General features: G+C 42.9%; 22 protein-coding genes. 21 read left to right on the top strand and 1 reads right to left on the bottom strand.

Features of this window, described 5'->3' with window-relative positions; translation table 11 throughout:
• The first annotated feature begins 47 nt into the window (after positions 1 to 47).
• The 13 genes from atpB to Q7J41_RS15255 all read left to right on the top strand — a co-directional run bounded on the left by atpB (position 48) and on the right by Q7J41_RS15255 (position 11,348).
• Positions 48 to 710, top strand: a complete 663-nt coding sequence (gene atpB / locus Q7J41_RS15315) for a F0F1 ATP synthase subunit A (protein ID WP_304889305.1) — start codon at positions 48 to 50, stop codon at positions 708 to 710.
• Between the two features lie 24 nt (positions 711 to 734).
• The gene (gene atpE, locus Q7J41_RS15310; protein ID WP_026393411.1) at positions 735 to 1,037 is read left to right on the top strand and encodes an ATP synthase F0 subunit C; all 303 of its coding nucleotides are present in this window, start codon (positions 735 to 737) and stop codon (positions 1,035 to 1,037) included.
• Positions 1,038 to 1,106: 69 nt separating this feature from the next.
• Entirely contained in the window at positions 1,107 to 1,358 is a 252-nt protein-coding gene (gene atpE / locus Q7J41_RS15305) for an ATP synthase F0 subunit C (protein ID WP_026393412.1), read from the top strand.
• A gap of 49 nt (positions 1,359 to 1,407) precedes the next feature.
• The gene (gene atpE / locus Q7J41_RS15300; protein WP_026393412.1) at positions 1,408 to 1,659 is read left to right on the top strand and encodes an ATP synthase F0 subunit C; all 252 of its coding nucleotides are present in this window, start codon (positions 1,408 to 1,410) and stop codon (positions 1,657 to 1,659) included.
• A gap of 60 nt (positions 1,660 to 1,719) precedes the next feature.
• On the top strand, positions 1,720 to 2,226 hold the full coding sequence (gene atpF, locus Q7J41_RS15295) for a F0F1 ATP synthase subunit B (RefSeq protein WP_304889304.1): 507 nt from the start codon (positions 1,720 to 1,722) through the stop codon (positions 2,224 to 2,226).
• Positions 2,223 to 2,765: a F0F1 ATP synthase subunit delta gene (locus tag Q7J41_RS15290; protein WP_304889303.1), complete on the top strand. Its 543-nt coding sequence runs from the start codon at positions 2,223 to 2,225 to the stop codon at positions 2,763 to 2,765. Before atpF ends, Q7J41_RS15290 begins: the two co-directional genes overlap by 4 nt.
• Before the next feature lie 16 nt (positions 2,766 to 2,781).
• A complete protein-coding gene (gene atpA / locus Q7J41_RS15285) occupies positions 2,782 to 4,290 on the top strand; it encodes a F0F1 ATP synthase subunit alpha (RefSeq protein ID WP_304889302.1) in 1,509 nt (502 codons plus the stop codon).
• A gap of 23 nt (positions 4,291 to 4,313) precedes the next feature.
• Positions 4,314 to 5,204 carry an ATP synthase F1 subunit gamma gene (gene atpG / locus Q7J41_RS15280; protein WP_304889301.1) on the top strand — a complete coding sequence of 297 codons (891 nt, stop codon included), beginning with the start codon at positions 4,314 to 4,316 and terminating at the stop codon, positions 5,202 to 5,204.
• A 90-nt stretch (positions 5,205 to 5,294) separates the two neighbouring features.
• On the top strand, positions 5,295 to 6,695 hold the full coding sequence (gene atpD, locus Q7J41_RS15275) for a F0F1 ATP synthase subunit beta (protein ID WP_304889300.1): 1,401 nt from the start codon (positions 5,295 to 5,297) through the stop codon (positions 6,693 to 6,695).
• 15 nt (positions 6,696 to 6,710) lie between these two features.
• The gene (atpC, locus tag Q7J41_RS15270) at positions 6,711 to 7,112 is read left to right on the top strand and encodes an ATP synthase F1 subunit epsilon (protein WP_304889299.1); all 402 of its coding nucleotides are present in this window, start codon (positions 6,711 to 6,713) and stop codon (positions 7,110 to 7,112) included.
• A 255-nt stretch (positions 7,113 to 7,367) separates the two neighbouring features.
• Positions 7,368 to 8,699 (top strand): UDP-glucose/GDP-mannose dehydrogenase family protein, encoded by a 1,332-nt coding sequence (locus Q7J41_RS15265; protein ID WP_304889298.1) that lies wholly within the window; start codon positions 7,368 to 7,370, stop codon positions 8,697 to 8,699.
• Position 8,700: 1 nt separating this feature from the next.
• Positions 8,701 to 9,576 (top strand): UTP--glucose-1-phosphate uridylyltransferase GalU, encoded by an 876-nt coding sequence (gene galU, locus Q7J41_RS15260; protein WP_304889297.1) that lies wholly within the window; start codon positions 8,701 to 8,703, stop codon positions 9,574 to 9,576.
• Positions 9,577 to 9,650: 74 nt separating this feature from the next.
• Positions 9,651 to 11,348, top strand: a complete 1,698-nt coding sequence (locus tag Q7J41_RS15255; RefSeq protein ID WP_304889296.1) for a phospho-sugar mutase — start codon at positions 9,651 to 9,653, stop codon at positions 11,346 to 11,348.
• 104 nt (positions 11,349 to 11,452) lie between these two features.
• On the opposite strand, the gene Q7J41_RS15250 is transcribed toward Q7J41_RS15255, so the two are convergent.
• Entirely contained in the window at positions 11,453 to 12,976 is a 1,524-nt protein-coding gene (locus tag Q7J41_RS15250) for an LCP family protein (protein WP_304889295.1), read from the bottom strand.
• A gap of 279 nt (positions 12,977 to 13,255) precedes the next feature.
• Between Q7J41_RS15250 and rfbD the strand changes: the two genes are divergently transcribed.
• The 8 genes from rfbD (at position 13,256) to Q7J41_RS15210 (ending at position 24,097) form a co-directional block, all read left to right on the top strand.
• A complete protein-coding gene (rfbD, locus tag Q7J41_RS15245; protein ID WP_304889294.1) occupies positions 13,256 to 14,113 on the top strand; it encodes a dTDP-4-dehydrorhamnose reductase in 858 nt (285 codons plus the stop codon).
• 106 nt (positions 14,114 to 14,219) lie between these two features.
• On the top strand, positions 14,220 to 15,089 hold the full coding sequence (gene rfbA, locus Q7J41_RS15240; RefSeq protein WP_304889293.1) for a glucose-1-phosphate thymidylyltransferase RfbA: 870 nt from the start codon (positions 14,220 to 14,222) through the stop codon (positions 15,087 to 15,089).
• An 8-nt stretch (positions 15,090 to 15,097) separates the two neighbouring features.
• A complete protein-coding gene (rfbC, locus tag Q7J41_RS15235; protein WP_304889292.1) occupies positions 15,098 to 15,664 on the top strand; it encodes a dTDP-4-dehydrorhamnose 3,5-epimerase in 567 nt (188 codons plus the stop codon).
• Positions 15,665 to 15,694: 30 nt separating this feature from the next.
• Positions 15,695 to 16,798 carry a dTDP-glucose 4,6-dehydratase gene (gene rfbB / locus Q7J41_RS15230; protein WP_304889291.1) on the top strand — a complete coding sequence of 368 codons (1,104 nt, stop codon included), beginning with the start codon at positions 15,695 to 15,697 and terminating at the stop codon, positions 16,796 to 16,798.
• A gap of 102 nt (positions 16,799 to 16,900) precedes the next feature.
• On the top strand, positions 16,901 to 17,689 hold the full coding sequence (locus tag Q7J41_RS15225) for an ABC transporter permease (RefSeq protein WP_304889316.1): 789 nt from the start codon (positions 16,901 to 16,903) through the stop codon (positions 17,687 to 17,689).
• A gap of 33 nt (positions 17,690 to 17,722) precedes the next feature.
• Entirely contained in the window at positions 17,723 to 18,925 is a 1,203-nt protein-coding gene (locus tag Q7J41_RS15220) for an ABC transporter ATP-binding protein (protein ID WP_304889290.1), read from the top strand.
• A gap of 15 nt (positions 18,926 to 18,940) precedes the next feature.
• Positions 18,941 to 21,151 (top strand): glycosyltransferase family 2 protein, encoded by a 2,211-nt coding sequence (locus Q7J41_RS15215; RefSeq protein WP_304889289.1) that lies wholly within the window; start codon positions 18,941 to 18,943, stop codon positions 21,149 to 21,151.
• A gap of 117 nt (positions 21,152 to 21,268) precedes the next feature.
• Entirely contained in the window at positions 21,269 to 24,097 is a 2,829-nt protein-coding gene (locus Q7J41_RS15210; RefSeq protein WP_304889288.1) for a GBS Bsp-like repeat-containing protein, read from the top strand.
• Positions 24,098 to 24,167 lie beyond the last annotated feature (70 nt).

The raw sequence follows: 24,167 nt of genomic DNA, 5'->3' as shown, positions 1-24,167 counted from the left end.
GGCGATTTAAAAATTTTAAAGCGCCTGGACAATGAGGTGAAAAAACAATGGAAGGCCCAAAAATTTATGGGGAACTCTTCGGACTCCCAATCACACAGACACTTGTGAACACCTGGATCATCATGGTGATGATTCTGGTTGTGTGTGCTATTTTAACAAAAAATATGCAAAAGCGTCCAGGAAAAGCCCAAGTCATTGCTGAAACCATTGTCACGGTAATGGATAATTTAGTCGCACAAACGATGGGAAAAGATAAGATGAGGTTTGCACCATACATGCTTGCTTTAATTATGTTTCTTGCGTTTGCGAACACTGCTGGAATCTACGGTCTGAGATCTCCGACAGCCGATTTAAATTGTACCGTTGGCCTGGCTTTGATGACATTTTTTATGACCCAGTTCTTTGGTTTGAAATCAAAGGGATTGGGAGGCTACCTCAAGGGTTACCTTGAGCCAATGCCGTTCTTGCTTCCAATTAATATAATTGGAGAATTGGCCAATCCGGTTTCCCTGTCTTTCCGTCTTTTCGGAAACTTATTGGGAGGCGGTATCATTATGGCACTACTGTATTCGGCGTTAGCAGGACTGTATTTCTTTCCTATCCTAATTCCAATTCCATTCCATTTCTACTTTGATATCTTCTCAGGATTATTGCAAAGCTTTATCTTTACAATGCTAACCATGGTGTTTGTTTCAATGGCTATGGATTAATGAGAGAGAAAGGGAGGAAACGGTATGATTGGTGATGCGAATATTGTAGATTTTTTATTGCAGTTTCTCGGTCAGTTTGATGGTATTGATGTAATTAAAGCATTTTCAGCCATTGGAGCGGGCACCGCAATGATCGCTGGAGTAGGACCTGGGATTGGCCAGGGATTTGCCGCCGGTAAAGGCGCAGAAGCTGTGGGAATTCGGCCCGATTCTCAAAGTGATATTATTCGAACAATGCTACTTGGGGCAGCAGTTGCTGAAACCACCGGTATTTATGGGCTAATCGTCGCATTGATTTTGCTCTTTGCGAATCCCTTTATGGGCTAGTCGTCGTATTGATTTATTCTTTACGAATCCCTTTTAAGGGAAGGAAATTTTTAGGAGGAACGTTTAATTATGGAAGGTTTAGATTTTATTAAAGCGTGTTCAGCCATTGGTGCTGGTATTGCGATGATCGCTGGGGTAGGACCTGGTATTGGTCAGGGTTTTGCTGCCGGTAAAGGTGCAGAAGCGGTTGGTCGTCAGCCTGAAGCACAAAGTGACATTGTTAGAACCATGCTTCTTGGTGCAGCGGTTGCTGAAACCACTGGTATTTATGGGTTGATTGTTGCATTGATCTTATTATTTGCAAACCCATTTCTTGGTTAATTAAAAATCAATTATAAATTTCGGTTGAAATTAGGAGGAACGTTTAATTATGGAAGGTTTAGATTTTATTAAAGCATGCTCAGCTATTGGCGCCGGTATTGCGATGATCGCTGGGGTAGGACCTGGTATTGGTCAGGGTTTTGCAGCTGGTAAAGGTGCAGAAGCGGTTGGTCGTCAGCCTGAAGCACAAAGTGACATCGTCAGAACCATGCTTTTAGGTGCAGCGGTTGCTGAAACCACTGGTATCTACGGTTTGATTGTTGCACTGATTTTACTCTTTGCCAATCCTTTTCTCGGTTAATAGGTGATTTTGTAATGAAATACGTTTATGCTTATGAATTAGAAAGGGGGCTATAACATTATGTTTGAATACGCAGGCTTAGTTGGTATTGACTTAAAACTCTTACTGGCAACAATCGTTAACTTTATTATTTTCTTTTTAATATTAAAACATTTCTTTTATGAAAAAGTTAAAGATATGATTGCAAAAAGACAAGAGGATGTTTCGGCTGAAATAGTAGGTGCTACCGAAAAAAATGCCGCAGCAGCAAAACTGAAACAGGAATATGAAACAATGTTGGCTGACATCCGTTCCAAAGAACGGGAGATCATTCGCGATGCAAATGTGGAAGCACAGGCTCAAAAACATGAAATTGTTGAAAAAGCTCATGCTGATGCAAAACTGGTTATGGAAAAAGCCATGGCTGAAATTGAAGTTGAAAAACGCAAAGCGATGAACGAAGTTAAATCCAATATCGTTGATCTGTCACTCTTTGCAGCTGAAAAAATTATTCACAAATCCATGGATCAAAAACAACATGAAGCCATGATTTTAGACTTTATCGATAAGGTAGGGGATGCTAAATGAGTTTAGTAGCGAAAAGATATGCCCAGGCCTTATTCGACACAGCCGTTGATAACAATCTTGTTGATGGAATGTACGATGAGTTTTCTTCGGTCATTGATCTTTTCAAGTCTGAAGCCAGATTAATGAATCTGATGTTAACCCCTTCAATGAACACTTCTGAAAAGAAGGGCGTTCTTGGCCGGGTTTTTGGAGACTCATATAATCAGTACTTGAGAAATTTTTTAAACATTCTTTTGGATAAAAATCGTTTTGAATTTCTGTTAGAAATTCATGAAACATTCAAACAATTGGTGTTGCCCTACAAAAATACCGTGGAAGCCCGGGTATTAACCGTGGTGCCCCTGGACGAAGCCCTGCGGGTCGCTTTGGAAGCAAAACTGGCCAAGCGTTTTGAGAAAAAGGTGATTCTTGAAAACGTCATCGATGAATCAATTCTTGGCGGTGCTGTCGTTTATGTAGGGGATCAGATTATTGATGGGAGCATCAAAAATCAGTTAAATCAAATGAAAACACAAATGAACAGTTTAAGACTACATTAAAAAGAGGTGAGTAAAGTTGAATCTCCGACCAGAGGAAATAAGTCAAATTATTAAAAATGAAATAGAGCGTTATGAAGATAAGCTTGAAGTCGTCGATGTCGGTACGGTCATTCAAGTTGGAGACGGGGTTGCCCGTGTTCATGGTCTTGAAAATGCTATGGCAGGCGAGCTTTTAGCTTTCCCTAACGAGGTTTACGGGATGGTACTTAATCTTGAAGAAGATAACGTTGGTTGTGTTCTTTTAGGTTATGATGATGACATCGTTGAAGGTGACATCGTTCGTTGTACCGGTCGTATTGTTGAAGTGCCAGTTGGCGAAGCCATGATTGGCCGTGTTGTCAATGCTTTGGGTTTCCCAATTGATGGAAAAGGCCCAATTGTTACGGATCACCGTCGTCCAGTTGAAGTTAAAGCACCTGGTGTTATCGAACGTGAATCGGTTAATCAACCAATTCAAACCGGTTATAAAGCGATTGACTCGATGATTCCGATTGGCCGTGGCCAACGTGAATTAATCATTGGCGACAGACAAACCGGGAAAACGGCATTAGCGATTGATACCATCATCAACCAAAAAGGTGAAGATGTTATCTGTATCTATGTAGCCATTGGCCAGAAAGAATCAACCGTTGCCCAGATCGTTGGACAATTGGAAGAAAACAATGCCATGGACTATACCATTATTCTTTCAGCTGGAGCTGCCCAATTGGCACCACTCCAATATTTAGCACCATACGCTGGGGTTACAATGGCTGAATATTTCATGAATGAACAACAAAAAGATGTATTAATCATTTATGATGATTTATCAAAACATGCGGTGGCTTACCGAGCCATGTCCCTGATCCTTCGTCGTCCGCCAGGACGTGAAGCTTACCCAGGCGACGTTTTCTACCTGCATTCACGGCTGTTAGAACGTGCCGCCAAGCTTAAAGCGGGTGGATCCATCACTGCTCTGCCAATCATTGAAACGCAGGCGGGTGACGTTTCGGCGTATATTCCAACCAATGTAATTTCGATTACAGATGGTCAGATCTTCCTTGAAGCCGAACTTTTCCGTTCAGGTATTCGTCCAGCGGTTAACCCCGGGATCTCGGTATCTCGAGTTGGGGGTTCTGCCCAGATCAAATCGATGAAAAAAGTCGCCGGACCACTTCGTATTGAGTACGCTCAGTATCGTGAGTTGGCATCTTTTGCTCAGTTTGGATCAGATCTTGATGATGCAACCAAGGCACAGTTGGCTAAAGGGGAACGGATCGTTGAAATCCTCAAACAGGATCAATATGATCCGATGAAGGTTGAAGAACAGGTTCTGATTCTTTTTGCGGCAACAAACGGCTTCCTGCTTGACATTGAAGTAAAAAATATCCGCGAATTCGAAAAAGGTCTAATGAAGTATGCTCAAAAGAATTACCCTGAAATCATGATTAAGGTTAAAGGGAAGGACGGCCTTTCAGATGAGGTTGTCGCAGCTTTTGCTGAATGTATTGAGGCTTATAAAAAAGTTTTCAGTAAATCTGTATAGATTGTCAGCGGAGGTGATTCTGAGTGGCAGAAAACGTACAAGATATTAAACGTCGGATAAAAAGTGTAAACAGTACAAAGCAAATCACCCATGCCATGGAACTGGTGGCTTCGGCCAAGCTGCGAAAAAGTCGTGAGCTGGCCGAAGGTCGTCGCCCTTATTTTGAGGCCATGATTGAAAGTATGGGACGCATTGTTGAAAAAAGTGGAAGCACCCGAAATGTTTTCATGAACCAGCGTGAAGTCAAAAAAGTAGCCTATATCATCATAACAGGTGATAAAGGCTTGGCTGGGGGCTACAATGTGAATGTTGCTAAACTGGTTGAGGATCACGTAGCGAATAAAGAAGATGCTGTAATTTATGCCGTGGGGTCTCGTGGTCGAGATCATTTCAGAAATCGCGACTACAATATCCAGGGTGAATATCTCGGTATTTCCGAACGACCAAACTTTTTTAATGCCAGAGAAGTGACATCAGTAGTGATGGAAGGGTTTAAAAATGGCGAATATGACGAAGTTTATATTGCCTATACCAAATTTATCTCAACCATTTCGCAACATGCTCACTTAATGAAACTGCTTCCCTTGAGTGTGGAAGATCTCAAACCAGCTAAAAAAGTAGAAGTTGTCGAAAACGAAGCAAAAAGCAAAGATTTGACGGTCATGCTTTATGAGCCTGAGCCGGAAGAACTGCTGGATTACCTGGTTCCGAACTTCGTCAGCAGCACCGTATATGGTTCGATGATTGAAAGTGCCGCCAGTGAACAAGGGGCCCGTCGTACCGCCATGGAATCGGCAACTACCAACGCCAATGAAATGATTGATGCGTTAACACTCAAGTTCAACCGGGTACGTCAAGCGGCAATTACCCAGGAAATTTCGGAAATTGTCAGCGGTGCTGAAGCATTAAAATAAACAAGTAAAAACTGGCGGCGTAGCCGGCCAGGACAGAATACTGACTAAATAATAGCGTGCAAATTAATTTGCACAAGGAGGTTATAGGGAATGGCCCAAAATATAGGGAAGGTTGTTCAGGTTATTGGACCAGTTGTCGATGTTAAATTTCAAAAAGACCAGCTGCCAAAATTGAACAACGCTGTTAATATTGAACTCAATGGACACACCCTGGTAATTGAGGTAGCTCAACAACTAGGGGATGACATTGTCAGATGTATTGCGATGGACTCCACAGACGGTCTGGTGCGAAACCAGGAAGCAGTGGATACCGGAGCATCGATTCAAGTGCCAGTAGGGAAAGCAACCCTTGGCAGAATGTTTAACGTTTTGGGTGAACCCATTGATGGAAAACCCTTTGATACAACCGGGGTGGTTATGCACCCGATCCATCGTCATCCACCATCTTTTGAAGAACAACAAACCCAACCAGAAATGTTTGAAACCGGAATCAAGGTTGTTGACCTGATCTGTCCTTACGTTCGAGGTGGTAAAATTGGTCTGTTCGGTGGTGCCGGTGTTGGTAAAACCGTACTGATCCAGGAATTAATTAATAATATCGCAACCCAGCATGGTGGTTTATCCGTTTTCGCTGGCGTTGGCGAACGGACCCGTGAAGGAAATGATCTTTACTACGAAATGATGGAGTCTGGGGTTATTGATAAAACATCCCTTTGCTTTGGTCAGATGAATGAACCCCCAGGAGCCAGAATGCGGATTGCGCTGACTGGACTGACCATGGCTGAATATTTCCGTGATCAGGAAGGCCAGGACGTGCTTCTTTTCATCGATAATATTTTCCGATTCACCCAGGCTGGTTCAGAAGTTTCTGCGCTATTGGGACGTATGCCTAGTGCGGTTGGTTACCAGCCAACACTGGCTACCGAAATGGGTGCCTTACAGGAACGTATTACGTCTACTAGTAAGGGTTCAATTACATCGGTTCAGGCTGTTTACGTACCTGCCGATGACTTAACTGACCCTGCTCCGGCGACTACTTTTGCCCATCTGGATGCCACTACAGTACTTAACCGTGCCATCACAGAAAAAGGTATTTACCCAGCGGTAGATCCACTGGATTCTACTTCTCGTATTCTTGATCCTAAAATTGTTGGACAGGAACATTACGAAACAGCCCGTGAAGTGCAGGAAATGTTACAGCGTTACAAGGAATTACAGGATATTATCGCAATTTTAGGGATGGACGAACTGTCTGATGCCGATAAAATTACAGTATCCCGAGCCCGTAAAATTGAACGTTTCCTTTCCCAACCATTTTTCGTTGCGGAACAATTTACCGGTACCGGTGGGGTTTATGTAACCATTGGCGAAACCATTAAGGGCTTCAAAGAAATCCTTGAAGGAAAACATGATGATTTACCAGAAAGTGCCTTCCTGATGGTCGGAACGATCGAAGACGCAGTTGCTAAAGCAAAAAAAATAAAAGGTTAGTTGAGGTGAGTTTTAATGGCTGAAACTTTCAGATTAAAAATCATTGCTCCAACCGGCATCTTTTTCGATGAAGATATTGAGCGCATTGTCATCCGGGGAACAGAAGGGGAGTTTGCTGTGCTTGCAGAGCATACACCGCTGACGACCACAGTAGCCATTGGTACCTTTAATATAATTTTTGGCGATAAAAAAAGTAAATGTGGCACCCTTTTAGGAGGCGTTGCCACCATTAATCCCAGAGAGACCATTATTTTAACCGATGCCGCTGAATGGCCGGAAGAAATTGATCTTAAACGAGCTCAAGAAGCAAAAGAGCGGGCTCTGCAGCGTATTAAGGATGAAAAATACGATACAGCCCGAGCTCAAGCAGCTTTGGAAAGAGCGATTGCGCGTATCAATTCAAAAGAAGGTTTATAATTCAAAGATTTATAGCTAATAATTTATAGTTGTAAATTTATATTTAATAAAAGAAAGCCGAGATTCATTATGAGTCGTGGCTTTCTTTTTTTATTGCGCTTTTTTGGGGCAAGTGTTTTAAAGACCCTTTTTCTGTGCTATAATTTAGGTTGAAAGTTAGGGACATTGTGTGTCAATCGATGAAGGATAAAATAAAGAGTGAACAGCGATGCGATGGGAATAAATTACAAAACCATTGCAAATGGAGGATAAGGAATGAATATTTGTATTATCGGACTGGGTATTCTAGGAATTACCTATGGTTCTATTTTGTCAGATTCGGATGTGAATGTCATCTGTGTCGACACTGACGAAGAAACAATCAATATGCTCACTGAGGGCGAATTGCCTATTTATGAGCCGGGTTTAAAAGCATTGGTCTCGACTTCAGTATCAACCGGCCGGTTATGCTTTAGTTCAAATATTCAAAATGCCATTAAAAAAAGTGAAATTATCTTTATTACCTGTGAAGTACCGACCAATGATGATGATTTTCCGGATCTTCGGTTTATGAAGCCGATTGCCCAAAGCATTGGCAATCATATCGAAGCCTATGTAACAGTGGTGATTAAATCCACCGTGCCGCCGGGAACCTGCCAGATCATCAGGCAAACGATCCAAACAACGCTCGATGATCGGGAGGTGGATATTCCCTTTGATGTCATCAGCAACCCGGATTTTGCCCGCAAAGGCTCAATGATCAAAGATTGTCTGGTGCCGGATATGGTGGTGATCGGCTCGGATTCGGTGGCAGCGGTGGAGCGCTTGAAAAGTGTTTATGACAGCCTTCATGTCCGCGAAGAAAACTATGTGATCACCGATCCGCAGAGTGCCGAAATGATCAAATATGGAGTGAATGCCTTTCTGGCCACGAAGCTTTCCTTTATCAACGAGATGGCTTTGCTTTGTGAAAATGCTAATGCTAACATCCTCGATGTTTCTAATGGTATGGGTCGTGACGAACGGATTGGGAAAGGCTATCTGGATGCCGGCCCAGGTTACGGTGGCAGTGACCTGCCCAAGGATTCCAAGGCCCTGGTGGAGATTGCCAAAGCCTATGGCGAGGATTTTATGGTGCTCAAAGGTGCAATCCAGGCCAATGAGAAACAAAAGAACAAAATGGTAGAAAAAATCAAACGGATTATGGGTAATCTGGAAGGGAAAACCATCGCCGTTTTAGGGCTGTCCTACAAACCGGAAACCACTGATATGCGGGAAGCCCCTTCGATCAATATTGTTAAGGGACTGGTAGCCGACGGCGCCAGAATCCAGATTTATTGTCCGGAAGGAACTCAGGAAGCCAAGTGGCGCTTGCACAATGAAAAGGATGAAATTAGCTACTGTCATGATGTCTATGAGGCGGCCCAGGATGCCGATGCCCTGGTGCTGATTACCAGCTGGCGGGAATTTAAGGGGATGGATCAGGAGCGGGTTCGCACTGCCATGAAGGATCGTTTTTTCTTTGATTTTAGAAATCTGTTTGGCGATGAACCACCAAAGGGCTTTATTTATTCAGGCCTGGGGATTCCAGAAAAGGAGATAAAATAAAATGAAAAAAGTTCGCAAAGCAGTTATTCCAGCGGCCGGGCTGGGCACCCGGTTTTTACCAATTACCAAGTCGACACCCAAAGAAATGCTGCCGATTGTTGATAAACCGACGATCCAATATATTATCGAAGAAATTGTGGCATCAGGGATCGAAGAGATACTCATTATCAATGGCCGCAACAAAGAAAGTATCATCAATCACTTTGATCGGGTGCCGGAACTGGAAGCCCTATTAAAAGCCGCTGGCAAAACTGAGGCGCTGGAGCAAGTGGAGGCCATCACAAAGATGGCGAAAATCTTCTCAGTGCGACAGAAAGAAGCCAAAGGTCTGGGACATGCAGTGCTTTGTGCCAAAGAATTTGTTGGTGATGAACCCTTTGCCGTGGTGCTGGGGGATGACATTGTTTATAATGATGAAAATCCGGCGCTGAAACAAATGATCGAGGTCTATGATACCTACGGGGCTTCTGTTATTGGGGTTCAGCAGGTTGCCCCGGATCAGGTCAATAAGTATGGCATCGTTTCCGGGGATGCGGTTGGCGAACGGGTGTATCAGGTCAATGATCTGGTTGAGAAGCCAGCTATCGGTACCGCCCCATCGACGATGGCAATTTTAGGCCGATATATCATTACCCCGGGAATATTTGAGGTGCTTGAGCATACCGGCAAGGGTTCCGGCGGGGAGATTCAACTCACCGATGGGCTCAAAACGCTAGCGGCCAGGGAAAAGATGTTTGCCTATGACTTTGTCGGTAAACGTTATGATGTGGGAGACAAGCTGGGCTTTCTCCAAGCCACCGTGGAGTATGGTTTAAGAGATAATAAGTTGGGTGCCGATTTTAAACGGTATTTAGAGACCTTATTCAATGATAAATAGTTTAGTCCGACTCGTTTGGGCAAGGGACTGACGCCGGCATGATTACCCTGAAAGGTTTGGAGAAAGGAACTATAATGGATTATAAAAAAGGATATCAAAACTGGCTAAATCAGCCGAAACTGGATGGAGTGCTCCGTCAGGAGTTGCTAGCCATCACCGATGAAAAAGAAATTGAAGACCGCTTTTATACCGACCTTGAGTTTGGAACCGGGGGAATGCGGGGGAAAATGGGTGCTGGCAACAACCGCATGAACATTTACACGGTGGCCAAGGTCACCTACGGTTTGGGAAAATATCTGCTGCGACAGGACATTCAGAACTGGGAAAAAGGTGTGGTCATTGCCTATGACTCCCGCCATAACTCCAGAAAATTTGCTGAAACGGCTGCTGGGGTGCTGGGCAAAATGGGGGTTGCGGCCTACCTGTTTGAAGAGTTACGGCCAACCCCGGAACTGTCTTTTGCGGTGCGGGAGCTGAAAGCTGCTGGCGGCATTGTTATTACCGCATCCCATAACCCCAAGGAATATAATGGCTACAAGGTTTATGGTCCGGATGGCGGCCAGATGGTGACAGCCTCGGCCGATGCCTTGATTGCCGAAATCGCCAGAATAACGGATATATTTGATATTCCGATTATGACATTAGCGGAAGGCCGCAATCAAAAAATCATTAAGATGGTCGGCGAAAAAATGGATAATGCCTTTACAGCAGCGGTGACATCCATTTGCATTCCCAATCCCAACAGTGAAGTGAAGGTGGTTTATACCCCGCTTCATGGTTCGGGCAATCAACCGGTACGTCGAGTCTTGGCAGAATTGGGTTATCAGCATGTGACAGTAGTAGCGGAACAGGAATTGCCGGATGGTGATTTTACCACGGCTCCCTATCCTAATCCAGAAGATCGTTCGGTATTTACCTTAGCCATGGCTCTGGCCGATGAATGCGGAGCGGATATTATTATCGGAACCGATCCGGATTGCGATCGGGTTGGGGTGGTTGGACGAAATAAAAAAGGTGATTTTGAAGTCTTTACCGGGAATCAAACCGGGGCGCTGCTGGTTGATTATTACCTGAAAACGCGAACTGATCTGCCGAAAAATAAGGTCGTTATTAAAACAATTGTCACCAGTGAACTGGGGGGGATTGTGGCAAAATCGCATGGCGCTAAAGTTTTAGATGTGTTGACGGGCTTTAAATATATCGGTGAATGCATGACTGATTTTGATAAAACCGGCGATTATACCTTTGCCTTTGGTTATGAAGAGAGTTATGGTTATCTGGCGGGCAACTACGCCCGTGATAAGGACGCCGTGGTGGCGTCAGCCCTGATTTGTGAGATGACCGACTATTATAAAAAACAGGGGATGAGTCTCTATGAAGCCCTGCAAAGCCTGTATGAAAAACATGGTTATTTTATTGAAGATGTGGTTGCCTTGACCCTTGAAGGCATTGCGGGAAAAACTAAAATCACCGCCATCATGGAAAAATTCAGAACGGTCAACTTCCCCGGTTTTGCCGATGCCAAACTGATTTGTTTCAATGACTATGAAGCAGGCATAAGTAATGATGTAACCGCTGGAACGAAAACAAAAATTGATCTGCCCAAATCAAATGTCCTGAAATTTGTTTTTGACGACTATTCCTGGTTTGCCTTGCGCCCCTCGGGGACAGAACCCAAGCTGAAGATATATTTCTCGGTAACCGGAAAAACCTGGGAAGAAGCAACGGCGAAAAAGGAACTGCTGAAAAAGCAGGTAACTGATTTAATCTAAGCTTTGACATTATCGGCAAAAGATAATAAGAACGAATTAATAAAAGGCGTTATCCCGTGAATTGGGATAACGCCTTTTTAGCGCAACGCATTAAAATCGAAGTGCTAATTAGTCGTTTCCGTGGAAGTGCCACCACCGGAGCTACTTTCTCCACTGGAACCAGAATCAGTAGTGGAACCGGAATCGGATGAGCCAGAATCACTTCCAGAATTAGAACCAGTACCGGAACCAGAGTCAGTTGAACCCGAACTGGAGTCAGAACCGGAAGAACTGTCCCCCGAACTGGAGGAGCCAGAACCAGAGGTGCCAGAGCTTTCTGAACTGGTACCAGATGATTCCGTATTTGAATCGGAAGAACCAGAATCATTGGAATAAGAACTATCGTTGCTGCTGTCACTCGGACTGGATTCGGTATAGGATGAGGATGAACCGGTACCAGCATAGTAGGCGATGGCATCACTGATTTCCTTCACACGGGCGGATGGAACGTAAGCCGTATAGGTGCTTGAACCAGCGCTGGTTCCCGAGGATATACTGGTGTTTGAACTGGTGGTTGGACTGCTGACATTGGTTCGATTCCCAGTGCTGGCAGTCGTACTGTCGGTACTGCTGCTATCTGTTGCCGTGGACGAACTTCCGCTGGCAGTGGTGGTGTCGGTGGTGGTTGTCTGAACCGGTCCGTAGATAAAGGCATGAAGGGCAACGACATTATCGGCAAGACTTTTAGGCACCACATAAGAAACGCTGTTGATCATGGCCGTTGTTACATAAGCATCGGTAGGAAGCCGGTACTCCAGAAACTGCTTGTCCGGAGATTCTAAAAACGCCTTGGCGTAGGTTGTCAGCTGATTGATCGATAGGGTGGTTTTAATATAGGGATAAACCTTGCTCAACAGGCTGATGCCGGTGGCCATATCGATGTTAAAAGCTTTGTCAGCGATTTGACCGACGACCTCCCGCTGCCGTTCGGTTCGATAAAAGTCATCATCACTAAAGCGGTTTCGGGCATAGGCCAGAGCCTGAACCCCGGTGATGGTTTGCACACCGGTTGTTTGCAGATAAGGATCAGATTTCTTGACTTTGTCATTCACGTCATCGATGTACTTATTCGTCCATTCCAGAACATCTTCATTTTGAACATTGACTTCAACTCCGCCCAGGGCATCAACCGTATCGACCATGGCGTCAAAATTGACGATCACATAGTCTTTAATGTTTAAATCAAAATTTTCGTTCAGGGTTTTAACGGCTAGTTCCGGTCCACCGTAAGAATAGGCCGCATTGATTTTATCAAGACTTTCATAGGTATCTTTGGTTTCAGGAATCTGGACCAATAAGTCACGCATCACCGAGGTAACCTTGATGTTTCCGTTTCTGAAGTCCATAGAGACAATCATAATGGTATCGGTACGATCACCCTCAATGTCGCTACGTCCGTCGACTCCAAAAACAGCGATATTGATGGTATCAATATCAAGATTATTATTAACTTTTAATTCAGCCTCATCCATTTTTGGTTCAGCAACCATTTCATTTATCTGGCTGATGGTATTAAAGCCATATACGAGTCCGGTGCCTATTAGAGAGACGATCAGAAATAGGATGACCAAAATTATTTTCTTTTTCATAAAGGTTCCTTTCGATTTACGATCTAAAATCATATCAACCAATAATAACATAAATATGCTTAAAAAAACATTGAATTATTGCGAATGATCAAATATAACAAGAGAAAAGATCTTTTCTGGCCGTTTGATAATCTTAAAAACCTGAAGGAATCTAGAAAAAAATAGACTTTTATAAGGATTTAAAGTATAATGACAATGAATTTTTATGGCTAAACAGCTTAAAAACAGCGAAAAACCAGGAAATAAAAACACAACAAGAACGATGAAATAAGGTGAAATATGAAAGTTTTATTAACCGGTTCAAACGGTCAGCTGGGTCGGGAATTAACCCGTCAGCTGCAGAAAAAAAAGATTGACTATGTGGGATATGACATTCCCGAATTTGACATTACCGATAAAGACAAAATGGTGGCAATTATTGCTAAAGAGCGGCCAACCGTGATCATCAATTGCGGAGCGCTGACCAATGTGGATGGCTGCGAAACCCAGAAAGAGTTGGCGATGGCGATTAATGCCGCAGGTCCAAAATATTTAGCGGAAATCGCCTGCGATCAAGATATTGTTTTAGTTCAGGTTTCTACTGATTATGTTTTTGACGGTGCCGGGATTACAATCGATGGAGCATTGCGGCCTTATCTGGAAACGGATCCCGTCGCTCCTAAAACAGTCTATGGTGAAAGTAAAGCGGCGGGGGAAAAAGCCGTTTCAGAGACAGTACCCAAGTATTTTATAGTCCGAACCGCCTGGCTGTATGGGGACGGTAATAACTTTGTTAAAACCATGCTGGAGCTGGCCTCAAAACATCCCAAACTGACGGTTGTCAATGATCAGGTGGGTTCGCCAACCAGTACCGTCGACCTGGCGGCAGCGATTATCGATTTGATCCAGACCGATCATTACGGATATTATCATGGCACCTGTGAAGGACAATGCAGCTGGTATGATTTTGCCGTCGAGATCTTCCGCTTATCAGGAATTGATATCCCCGTGGAACCGGTAACCTCAGAGCAATTTGTCAGACCGGCACCACGACCTAAATACTCAGTGCTTGAAAACAAAGCGTTAAACGATTTGAAGATGAACCATTTCAGACCCTGGCAGGCTTCCCTGGTAGAATATCTGGAAAATTTAAAATAAAAATAAAGAACTAAAAAGTAAGCAGGTCATGGCTTTGAGGCGAATCAGCGTTAAAGCCGACAACACTTTTGAAATGAGTAAACAATTTACAAGAGAAGAGGCAATTATGAAAGGTATTATTTTAGCCGGAGGTTCCGGCACACGGCTTTATCCGATCACCCGGGCGGTGTCCAAACAATTACTGCCCATTTATGACAAACCGATGATTTACTACCCGCTGGCAACCTTGATGCTGGCCGGGATTAAAGATATTCTAATTATTTCCACACCCCACGATCTTCCCATGTTTGAACGACTTTTTGGTTCAGGAGAAGAATTGGGGTTGAATTTTGTCTACGAAGAACAGGCAGCCCCCAATGGACTGGCAGAAGCTTTTATTATTGGCGAAAAATTTATTGGCGATGACAATGTTGCCCTAGTGTTAGGGGATAATATTTTCTACGGCCATGGCTTTACCGAGACCATCAGAAAAGCGGCTGAACTGCAAAGCGGGGCGGTTATTTTCGGCTACCCGGTGACGGATCCGGAACGATATGGAGTGGTTGAGTTTGCCAAAGATGGAACCGTGCTTTCGATCGAAGAAAAACCAGAAGTTCCAAAATCCAACTTTGCGGTACCAGGACTTTATTTTTATGATAATTCGGTGGTAGAAATTGCTAAAAATATCAAACCGTCGGAACGGGGAGAACTGGAAATTACCACTGTTAATGAAACCTATTTAGAACAGGGCAATTTAAAGGTAGAGTTGTTTGGTCGGGGAATGGCCTGGCTTGATACCGGAACCCATGATAGTTTAATAGAAGCCTCCAATTTTGTGGAGACGATCCAGAAAAGACAGGGTCTTTATGTCGCCTGCATTGAAGAAATTGCGTATTTGCGGGATTTCATCGATCAAGAGCAGCTTATAAAATTGGCGGAACCGCTGAAGAAAACAGCTTATGGCCAGTATCTGATCCAATGTGCTAAAGGCAAGTAGGTGGTATTATGGCAAAGATAAATGTAATCAAAACAAAAATTGACGGATTAGTAATCATTGAACCATCCGTTTTTGGCGACCATCGTGGTTATTTCATGGAAACCTACAATGAGGAAGAATTCCACAAAGCTGGTTTAACGATGCGGTTTGTGCAGGACAATGAGTCCAAATCTTGTAAGGGTGTTTTGCGAGGGCTTCATTTCCAGACCAAGTTTTCCCAGGGGAAATTGGTTCGGGCAACAAAGGGCGAGGTTTATGATGTCGCCGTAGATCTGCGAAATGGCTCACCGACTTATGGACAATGGGCCGGGGTGTTGTTAACGGAAGAAAACAAGACCATGTTTTATATTCCGGAAGGTTTTGCCCACGGCTTTTTAGTCGTTTCCGAGGAAGCGGTGTTTAACTACAAGTGCACCAATTTATACGCCCCGGAATATGATGGTGGAATTCGCTGGAATGACCCGGAAGTCGGGATTAAGTGGCCGCTTGAGACAATTGAAGAGGTTCTGCTTTCAGAAAAAGACGGACAACTGCCCTTTTTAAGTGAGATCAGCGAGACCTTAAGATTTGAATAGATCGTATTTATAGAGATAGAAGGAGTAATCATGAAAACAGTATTAGTCACCGGTGGTGCCGGATTTATTGGCTCAAACTTTGTAAAATATATGCTAAATCAGCACCCGGATTATAAAATAGTTAATGTCGATGTGTTAACCTACGCTGGAAATCTGGAAAATTTAACGGATATTGAAGACAATCCCAATTATGTTTTTGCTAAAGGGGATATTGTTGACCGTCCGTTTGTCAAAGATCTTTTTGATCAATACAATTTTGATACGGTGGTTAACTTTGCCGCTGAATCTCATGTCGATCGCAGCATTGAAGATCCAGAGATTTTTGTGCAAACTAATGTGATGGGAACCCTGGTTCTTTTGGATGAGGCGAAAAATCACTGGCAGACCGGAAAAGATGAAAGTGGCTACCCGACCTACCGAGCCGGGGTTCGATATCACCAGGTATCCACCGATGAGGTTTATGGTGCCCTGGGAAAAACCGGACTGTTTACCGAAGCGACGTTGATCGCTCCCAACAGCCCTTACTCTGCATCCAAGGCCAGTGCCGATCTGGTAGTTCGATCTTATGGACAAACCTTTAAACTGCCGGTGACGATCAGCCGCTGTTCCAATAATTACGGACCTTATCATTTCCCGGAAAAACTGATTCCGCTGATGATCTCCAATGTGGTGGCCTTAAAGAGCTTGCCAGTTTATGGCGATGGGATGCAGATCAGAGACTGGTTGCATGTTAAAGATCATTGCAGCGGCATTGATACCATCCTTGAAAAAGGGGTGGCTGGCGAAGTCTATAATATTGGTGGAAATAATGAAAAAGCCAATCTTGAGATTGTCAATTTAATTATTGAGGACGTCGGTGAAATGCTGCGCTCCGGTAAATATCAAATTGATAATGATGGCTCAAAAATCAGCAAAGATCTAATTATCTATGTCGAAGATCGACTGGGACATGACCGCCGTTACGCCATCGATAATACCAAAATAACCACCGAATTGGGTTGGGAACCAGCTTACACCTTCGAACAGGGGATTGCGGAAACCATTGAATGGTATCTTAACAATCAGGAATGGCTGGAGCAGGTAAAATCTGGTGATTATCAGCAGTATTATGAGAATATGTACGGAAAAAAATAAAACAGAAAAAGTAGAATAGATGTAAAAGAAAAAGCACAGTTTTTGTGCTTTTTCATTTAAGAATAAGAATGAGGTGTCAGTTTGTACTTGTTTAAAGATTTAATGGATTATATCAGAGATTTGTATACAAATCGGAAATTGATCCAGAAATTTTCGATCAATGATTTTAAGTCCCGGTACGCCGGGTCATTTTTGGGTGTTATGTGGGCGTTTATTCAGCCGACGGTAACCATTGCAGTATATTGGTTTGTGTTTGGTGTGGGATTAAAATCACCTCCCACAGGGGGTGTTCCTTTTATTTTATATCTCATCACCGGTATCATTGTCTGGTTTTTCTTTTCAGAGTCCCTTGTGAATGGAACGAATTGTTTTCGTGAATACAGCTACCTGGTTAAAAAGGTAACCTTTAATATTAAGATTTTGCCAACGGTAAAAATCATATCCTCTTTATACACCCATATTTTTTTCATTGGTTTTGCTTTAGTGATGTTATTTATTTACGGTCATTCATTGACACCTCACTTTTTACAAATTGGGTATTATTTATTCTGTTTAATTGTTTTTTTAACAGGAGTAACCTGGATAACTGCTTCACTACAACCATTTTTTACAGATATCCTACAATTTATTAATGTCGGGATGCAGGTTTTGTTCTGGGGAACACCAATTGTAGTACCCGTTGAAACATACCCGGAGAATCTATTATGGATTATGAAATTAAACCCTTTATATTACATTGTTCAGGGATATCGGGAAAGCTTTTTTGGAACCGGCTGGTTTTGGGAACATCCAGTCATGACAGCATACTTCTGGGGATTTTCATTTGTATTGCTATTAATCGGAATTGCAGTCTATCGAAAATTAAGACCGCATTTTGCTGATGTCTTATAGAAAAATGTTGATCACGGATCAGTGGAGGAAATTATGTCAGATGTGGCAATAAAAATAGAAGACGTTACAAAAATATATCAGCTTTATAAACGGCCGATGGATCGCTTGAAAGAATCCATGAGCCTGATACGAAAAAGAGAATACCATCAAAAGTTTTATGCCCTTAATAATATCAATCTGGAAATAAAAAAAGGTGAATCGATCGGCATTGTGGGTAAAAATGGATCAGGGAAGTCAACCTTGCTCAAGATCATTTCTGGTGTGCTAACCCAAAGCAAAGGCGATGTTTATGTCGATGGGAAAGTATCGGCTCTTCTGGAATTGGGAACCGGGTTCAACCCGGAATACACCGGAATCGAAAATATTTATGCCAATGGTCTGATCATGGGCTATAGTAAGGAAGAAATGGACGAACGGCTGGATGATATCGTCAATTTTGCTCAAATTGGCGAATATATTTATCAGCCGGTCAAAACCTATTCAAGTGGGATGTTTGCCCGACTGGCCTTTGCAACGGCCATTAATGTGGATCCAGAAATACTCATTGTCGATGAGGTTCTGGCCGTTGGTGATGCAAAATTCCAGATTAAATGTATCAATAAAATGGAAGAATTCAAAGCTTCGGGAAAAACCGTGCTCTTTGTTTCTCACACGCTGGAACAAATCAAACGGTTTTGTACCAAAGGGGTCTGGATCGATCATGGTGAAATGCGGATGTTTGATGAGGTTACCCATGTCATAGATATGTACGAAAGTGAAATGCTTAAAGAATCGATGGAACAGAAAGCCCTTGAGGAAGGAAATCCTGAGGCCCCAAAAATGGAAGTTGATGCCCATCTGGGAAAAATCATCGCCATGAGCTGTAATGCGGAAACATTAAATACGTTTGATGATTTCAGTGTTGATATTGAGTATGAGCTGTACGATGATCTTTCCAGCGAACCATTGGTAGGGGTGGCCTTTTATACCATCGACCGCCAGTATATCTTTGGACCAAATACCCATTTGGATGGTTTTAAGATTCCTAAAACAAAAGGAATCCATCGTGTCCGTTATGTGGTACCAAAGTTACCCTTACTGGGTGGAAAATATGAAGTGGACATCGGGCTTTTTGCAAATAAAAGCATTGTCAATCTGGACTACGAAACAGCGGCCTTTGTGATCTCGGTTGTGGCCGATTATTTCACCGAAGGTCTGGTTCATATGGAACATCAATGGGAAATAATAAAGGATTAGAGAAAGGTTATTGGGATGGAAAAGAAATCAGTTATTGAACAGGAAGAAATTAAATATTTCATCGACAAAATTGTCAAGGATGAAGCGAGTCAATGTGCCACTGTTCAGGGGTGGGCATTTAATACAAAAACCAAAGAGCCAGTCGATTTATTTTTATTGGGAAGAGAAGCAGCTGGGATTCAATTCAAACGGGATTTCAGAATTGACGTCAATAACAAGTATGCTTTGCCGGATGATGCCAAGATTGGCTTTATTATTGAGTTTGATGAAAAAACCTATGGCGAAAAGTTGAAGCTTAAATTAAAGGATAAAAACAATACTCGCATTGTGCCCATTAATTTAAAAAAGAACTATGATTATCTGAAACAGCCCAATCTGTTTAATGCCAAACGACTGGTCGGCATTACAACCCGAACCGTCGGGTATCTCGGTCGCAACGGACTGAAGAATACCATCCGCAAAATAAAGTTTGAACTCAAGTATAAAAACCAGGAAAACTATGATTTCTGGATTGATGTTCATGAAGATTTTGATGTCAAAACGGTCATGGAAGAAATAAAAAGTTTTTCCTATAATCCTAAGGTATCGATTGTTATGCCGGTGTATAATGTAGAAGAACAATGGCTCAGAGCCTGCATCGCTTCGGTTCGTAGTCAATATTACCAAAACTGGGAATTATGTATCGCCGATGATTGTTCCAGTGATACCCATATTAAACCCTTGCTGGAAGAGTTCAAAATGCTGGATTCGCGGATCAAGGTGGTCTATCGGGAAGAAAATGGTCATATTTCAGAGGCTTCCAATTCGGCTTTAGCCATTGCCACTGGGGAATTTGTGGGGCTATTGGATAATGATGATACCCTGGCAGATTTTGCTCTGTATGAAGTGGTCAAATTATTAAACGAACATCCGGAAGCGGATTTGATTTACAGCGATGAAGATAAGTTAAGCGAAGACAATAAACGCAGCCAACCATTTTTTAAAACCGACTGGGCGCCGGATATTCTCCTGGCAACCAATTATATCTGCCATTTTGGCGTTTATCGTAAAGCTATTATGGACGAAATCGGCGGCATCAGAAAAGGCTATGAAGGTGCTCAGGATTATGATCTGGTGCTTCGATTCACTGAGAAAACAGATCGAATTTTCCATATCCAGAAGATTTTGTATCACTGGCGGATGATTAGCAATTCTACTGCGGTCAATCCGGAGTCAAAAGGTTATGCTTTTGAAGCTGGGCTTAGGTCGCTTGAAGATGCCCTGGAAAGACGGGGGATCGAAGGTGCAGTTACCCACGGCGCCTTTCCTGGCGTTTATAATATTGAGTATGAAATTGTAAATAATGGTTTAGTCTCAGTGATTATTCCTACCCGGGATAATGCCACCGATCTAAAAGCCTGTATTGATTCGATTTTTGAGAAAACTATTTACGAAAAGTTTGAAATCATCGTCGCTGATAATGGTAGCGAAAAAGAAGAAACATTCAAATTATTTGAATACTATACTAAAAAATATCCGAATCAGTTTAAGGTAGTGCGGATTGATATCCCCTTCAATTTTTCAAAAATAAACAATTTGGCTGCTGAGGAATCAAAAGGCGAGTATCTACTTTTCCTGAATAATGATATCACCGTTATCACTAAAGGCTGGATGAAACGGATGGTCAGTTATGCTCAGCAGGAACATGTTGGCGCAGTCGGAGCAAAATTGTATTATTTCGATAACACCATCCAGCATGCTGGTGTTTTGTTGGGGATGGGCGGCGTCGCCGGACATGGACATGTCGGATATCCGCGCGGTGATTACGGTTATTTTGGTAAATTGGTCACAACGAATAACTATACCTCGGTTACGGCGGCCTGTATGATGGTGAAACGGGCAGATTTTGATCGGGTTAATGGGTTTGAAGAAAAATTGACGGTGGCTTTTAATGACGTCGATTTCTGTCTTAAACTCTACGAAGCGGGAAAATTCAATGTCTGGCTTCACAATGTGGAACTTTATCATTATGAATCAAAGTCACGGGGAGCCGAGGATACTTATTCCAAATATAAGCGTTTTAACAGCGAAATCAAATACATGAAGGATCATTGGTTGAAATACATCAAGAATGATCCCTACTATAACCGAAACCTAACGCGCGTTGATGGAAATTACGCAATTTGTGTGGATATCGTAGGTTATGTAAAAGGAAAAACCAAGGAAGATGAAGAGAATGAGATTTAACTTAATTAAGCAAGAGATGTAACGAAAAAATTGACGATGTAAAATATTTGTGATATTATCGCTACAACTATAAGTGTAATGACATCGGGATAAAATTTTAAAGAAAGGAGGAAAATAATGGAACATATTAAGAACAGAAGAAAGCAGATCGCTTTAGGGGTGATCGTAATCCTTACGCTATTTACTTTCTTTTCATATTTCAGTCAGACGGTTGATGCCGCCAGCACCACCGTCGTGGTTAATCCGGGACATTTGGATGGTGTTGATACCGGTGCAGTGAACAGCAGCAATGGGATTCGGGAGGTTGATCTTAATAATGCGCTGGCGATAAAGATTGTTTCGACGCTTAGAGCCAGTGGTTATAATGCAATGCTAAGCCACCCTGTTCCGGGCAATCCCGGATTACCAACGTTGCTACCAACCAGTCCGGTTTATTCGTCGTTTTCGACAACAATTTGTAATAAGGCAAATGAAATTGGCGCTGACTTACTAATCAGCGTCCATCACAATTCAGGCGGAGCGGCAGCAACTGGTTACGAACTTTATTGGAGCAGTTATCATCCGACGGTTGATAACAATGGGATTTACCAAAAATCCGGATTATGGGGCGATGGATCGACGGCTGATTTAGATGCGACACCGCCAACGATTGCCTTAAAATCTATGGAATTGGCCAATCTTTTCAATGAAAACTTTAAAAACCTGGGCTATGTCCCCAGCCGGAACAGAGTGATTGAACGGGATGATGCTTTCACCCGAAAAACGAGCATGCCTTCGGTGCTAATTGAAGCAGGTTTTGTTTCAAATTCAACTGAAGCAGAAAAGATGGCAGATGGATCCAATCAGCAAAAAATGGCCGAACAGGTTTTGGCAAGTGTTAACCAGCTTTTTGGTGCATCAACATCACCGATGACAGCCACCGGTTTTACCGCCACAGTTGATGGTGATAAAATTACGGCAACGGTTAAAGGGGTTTCGGCACCCAACGGATTACAGGCTATTTATATTCCAATATGGAGTGATGACTGTGGCCAGGATGATCTGAAGTGGTATACAGCAACTAAACAAAGTGATGGTAATTACAGTGTTACCATTGATGTTAAAGACCACGGCTATACCAACGGAGATTATCAATTACATTGTTACGGGGTGGATTCTTACGGTAAGTATACGTTCCTAGGCAATTCAACTGTAACTGTCACGGCATCATCACAGGAAAAAATGACAGCTGCGAGTGTAACCGGAACAGTAGTTGGAAACACAATTACGGCATCCATAAAAGGAATAGTAGCACCAAACGGAGTCACATCGATAACGGTACCAATTTGGAGTGAAACAGGCGAACAGGATGATCTGAAGTGGTATACTGCCACGAAAGAAAGTGATGGAAGTTACAAAGTAAGCGTTGATATCAAGGATCACAACTATGATGGTGGCGAATATAACATTCATGCTTATGGTAAAGACGATAATGGTGTAATGACATTACTTGGCGCAACAACGGCTACCGTAAAAATTGATACAATGAAAGCGACCAGTGTAACTGGAAACGTATCAGGGAGCAAAATTACAGCGACAGTAAAAGGTGTGACAGCACCAAATGGCATTACTGAAATGGTAATACCAATTTGGAGTGAAAATGGCGGTCAAGATGATTTAAAATGGTATTTGGCTACCAAGCAAACGGACGGTAGTTATAAAATCACCGTGGACATCAAGGATCATAATTATGATGGGGGAGCCTATCATATCCATGCTTATGGTAAAGATAATAATAACAAATTGACATTTGTGGGTGCCACAACCGTAAATATGATTGTCGAACCGATGACAGCAACCAGTGTGACAGCAAGTGTGTCTGGTAACAAAATTTCCACAATTATCAGTGGAATTAATGCACCCAGTGGGATTAATTCGATATTAGTGCCGATTTGGAGTGATGCCGGCGGGCAGGATGACTTGAAATGGTATACGGCTGAGAGAATGAGCAACGGCAACTACAGTGTAACCATTGATATCAAAGACCATAATTATTCAGGCGGAACCTATTTCATTCACGTTTATGGAAAAGACAATGGTGATAAAGTGACGTTTTTAGGTAACACATCAGTAAATGTTACAACAACACCAATGTCAGCAACTGCAGTAAACGCAACTGTGACCGAAAATATTATAACCGTAAGTGTCAGTGGTATTACGGCGCCAAATGGAATCAAGAGTATTCTGTTGCCAACCTGGAGTGATGTGAATGGTCAGGATGATCTAAAATGGTATTCAGCTACTAAACAAAGTGATGGTAGCTATCAGCTGGCGATTGATGCCAAAAATCATAATGGTGACAGCGGTACTTATTCAATCCATGCCTATGGCGAGGAAGCAGATGGACGGACAGTTTTTCTGGGCAATGCATCAGTGAGTGTTCGCTATGTGGAAACCCCGATTATGGGTTCAACCACCGTCACGGCTGCTCAATTGGTAGCCTACTACAGAAATACAGGAAGCGTATATCCTCAGATGTATACCGATCTTGGGGTGAATCTGGAGACCTTTGTTGATCTATATATCAGTGAGTGTAATGCTGAAGGCGTTCGAGCAGAGGTTGCCTTTGCTCAGGCAATGTTGGAAACTGGAAACCTTAGGTTTGGCGGCGACGTTAAACCCGCCCAGTTTAATTTTGCTGGATTAGGCGCTACTGGTGGGGTGCCGGGGTTTGACTTTGCGGCAAAATATGGCAGTAGTAGTATTGGCCTTCAAACCGGAATCCGAGGCCACGTGCAGCATTTAAAATGTTATGCCAGCAGTGCGGCGTTGAATCAAACCAAGGTTGATCCGAGATGGAATGATTCCCTGCGGTTAAGAGCCCTATCGGTTGAAGAACTGGCAGGAACCTGGGCCGCTGACACGACGTATGCAGGTAAGGTAAAGGCGATAATGAAAAAGTTTTAGTTGTTAGAGCGGCAGAGCTGAAGAAATTCAGCTCTGTTTTTTTATCAAAGTCTTGACGCCGGGAATGATT

It is taken from the genome of Acetobacterium sp. (assembly GCF_030652775.1).
Classification (GTDB): Bacteria; Bacillota; Clostridia; order Eubacteriales; family Eubacteriaceae; genus Acetobacterium.
The sequence above is the reverse complement of the archived record's forward strand: the minus strand, read 5'-3'. Positions and strand labels throughout refer to the sequence as shown.